The organism is Hyalangium gracile (assembly GCF_020103725.1).
Lineage (GTDB): Bacteria > Myxococcota > Myxococcia > Myxococcales > Myxococcaceae > Hyalangium > Hyalangium gracile.
Map to the genome: position 1 here is coordinate 1 of NZ_JAHXBG010000063.1, position 2,561 is coordinate 2,561.

The following is a 2,561-nucleotide window of genomic DNA, read 5'->3' on the forward strand; positions in this document are numbered from 1 at the left end:
CCCAGGTCGCACGAGTGCCCTGGGGGTGATACCCCCTGAGTGGTGATGGAAGCGGGATCGACAAGCCTACAGTTGCTGGCGCTGCTGCTGGAGCCAGGCCTCCGGCAAGAGCTCTGCGAGGCGGGAGGCCGGGAAGCGGGTGTCGCCGAGCTTGGGCAACACGTCCTTGAGGTAGGCCCACGGATCGATGCCGAGGCGGTAGCAGCTGAGCACCACGGAGTAGGCGTGTGCGGCGCGGTGTCCAGCGGCATCGCTGCCTGCGAACAGGTAGTTGTTGCGTCCGATGGCGATGAGCTTGATGAGTCGCTCGACTTCGCCGTTGTCCACAGGCAGGCGCCCCTCCTCGAGGAAGCGCCCCAACTGGACGTAGCGCAGCGAGGCGTAGGTGATGGCCTTGCCGAGGGGCGACTTGGGGGCCACCTGGGGCTCGAGCTCCTCGAGGGCCTCGAAGAGGGCGCTGTAGGGGCCGACACTCTTCTCCAAGCGCAACTGCCCTCGCTGCTGGGGCGACAGCTGGCGCTCGGTGGCCTCGCGCTCGACGGCGTAGAGCGACTGGATGTGAGAGAGGATGAGGCCGGCGCGCGGCTCTCCGGCCTGGAAGGCCCGCTCGAAACCGCGCCGGGCGTGCATCCAACACGCCACCTCCGTGCGAGGAGAGGTGGGGCCAAACAGGGCGTTGTACCCGGCGTAGCCGTCCACCAGGATGTAGCCGGTACGCTGCGAGAGAATTTTCTGCGGGCCCTCTGCGCTCCAGTCCGGGGTGTACTCGACGAAGACGTTGCCGCCCTCCCCCACGTAGGGCCAGAGGTGGCCGCGTTTGATTCCGCGCGGGTCGTCCCTGTCGAGCACGCGCAGGCCCGTGTCATCCGTCTGGACGAGGAAGTCCCTCAGGGTGCGCTGCTTGAGCAGCTCCACCAGGGGCGGCAGGCTGTCGCATGCCCCGGCCAGCCAGTCCGCCAGGGTGGAGGGAGGCAGCTTCACGCCGTAGCGTTTGTCGAAGATGGCTTGCTGGCGGTACAGCGGCAGCCCGTCCCGGAACTTGCCCACCACCAGCTGGGCCAGCAGGCCGGGGCCGGGCAAAGCGCCCGGCAGCGGCGTCTCCGAGGCCGGAGCGGAGACGACGCCTTCCTTGCACCGGCTGCACGAAAGCTTGGGGCGGCGCTCCACCTGAATGAAGAAGCGCGCGGGCTCCAGCTCCAGCCGCTGGCTGACTTCCTCGCCCATGGCGGTGCGCTCCTGGCCGCAACAGGGGCAGGCCCGCTCCTCGGGCGGCACAGGCACCACCACCTCGCGCCGCTCCAGGTGCGCAGGCAATGCCTTGGCCCCGCGCACAGCCTGGCGGCGAGGCGGCCTCTTGTCCTTCTGCGACTCGGCCCCTGGGCTCGAGGACTGGGCAGCTGAGGCCGGCGCTGCCGCTTCGGCCCCAGCCGCCTCGGAGCCCAGGAAGGCCAACAGCAGTTGCAGCTCGTGGGCCGATGTCTTCTCACTGCGCCGCCCGTAGAGCTGACGCAGCGCCTCCTTGAGCCGATGGGCCGTCGAGTCGTGCGCCTCGCGCAGCCGGGCCAGCAAGTCCATTAACAGCTCAATGGCCTTGTCCCCCTGGCCCGCCTCCAACAGCCCCAGCACGTAGGAGCGCACACCCTCCAAGTCCTCGGCCTTGGGGGGCCGCTGCTGCTCCGGTTCGAGTTGCCCGGCCTCGTCGGCCAGTGTCGCGGGTGTCGTCATGGCCGCGCAGCTATGCCAACCCAGGGAGTAGGGTGCAACCGAAAAGCCGTAGCGCGTCCTACGGCCTCTCAGTGCACAGCGCGTCGGCGCGCTCGCGCCGCATCCACCAGGGACAACAACTCCACCAACTGCCTGGCCTCCAGGCTCACCGAGGATTGCCCCTCGGCCACCGGCGGCACGCGAAAGCGCCCCGCCTCCAGCCGCTTGCTCACCACGCAGTAGCCATTGGCGTCCCAGAACAACAGCCGCAGCATGTCCTGGCCCCGGTTGAAGAAGACGAACAAGTGCCCAGAGCGCGGCTCCTGCCCCAGCGCTCCCTTCACCAGCGCCGCCAGCCCATCGGCCTGCTTGCGCATGTCCGTCGGTCCGCTCGCCACGAAAATGCGTACCGACTCTGGCAGCCTCAGCATCTCGCGCTCTCCCGCAGCGCTCGCACCACGCGCACCAGCAACTGCTCACTCACTCCTTCGGGCACCTGCACGCGGACTCCCGACACCTCCAACTCCACTCCTCCCGTGATGCCACCGCCTGGCTCCTCCTCCGCTCGCACCCTCACGGGCACGAAGGACACCGGGGCCGGACCTCCCTGGCGTTGCCGCCAGAACCTCACTCGCGCATACGACAGCCCGTACCGCTGGCAGAACGCCCACAGCGAACTGCCCTCCGCCTGCTGCTCACGGAACACACCCGCGGCGATCTCCTCCGTCCACCGGGCACTGCGTGCCGCGACCAGCCACGAAGCCTCTTCCTCTCTTCTCGGCTCTCGGCTCTTCATCATCCCGCCACCCTGCACCTCCAGAGCTCCGACTACCACCTGGGTAGGACCGGGGGTTTAC

The 2,561-nt window shown here is 68.8% G+C and carries 3 protein-coding genes; all 3 read right to left on the bottom strand.

From position 1 onward, the window contains the following. Positions 1 to 66: 66 nt before the first annotated feature. The 3 genes from tnpC to tnpA all read right to left on the bottom strand — a co-directional run bounded on the left by tnpC (position 67) and on the right by tnpA (position 2,503). On the bottom strand, positions 67 to 1,725 hold the full coding sequence (gene tnpC, locus KY572_RS46745; protein WP_224250305.1) for an IS66 family transposase: 1,659 nt from the start codon (positions 1,723 to 1,725) through the stop codon (positions 67 to 69). Between the two features lie 68 nt (positions 1,726 to 1,793). Continuing rightward, entirely contained in the window at positions 1,794 to 2,102 is a 309-nt protein-coding gene (gene tnpB / locus KY572_RS46750) for an IS66 family insertion sequence element accessory protein TnpB (RefSeq protein WP_317988000.1), read from the bottom strand. Positions 2,103 to 2,128: 26 nt separating this feature from the next. Beyond that, positions 2,129 to 2,503, bottom strand: a complete 375-nt coding sequence (gene tnpA, locus KY572_RS46755; RefSeq protein ID WP_224250307.1) for an IS66 family insertion sequence element accessory protein TnpA — start codon at positions 2,501 to 2,503, stop codon at positions 2,129 to 2,131. Positions 2,504 to 2,561 lie beyond the last annotated feature (58 nt).

Bases quoted from the DNA above. Each gene is read 5' to 3' on its own strand.
- tnpC (WP_224250305.1), bottom strand. From the start codon at position 1,725: ATGACGACACCCGCGACACTGGCCGACGAGGCCGGGCAACTCGAACCG.
- tnpA (WP_224250307.1), bottom strand. From the start codon at position 2,503: ATGATGAAGAGCCGAGAGCCGAGAAGAGAGGAAGAGGCTTCGTGGCTG.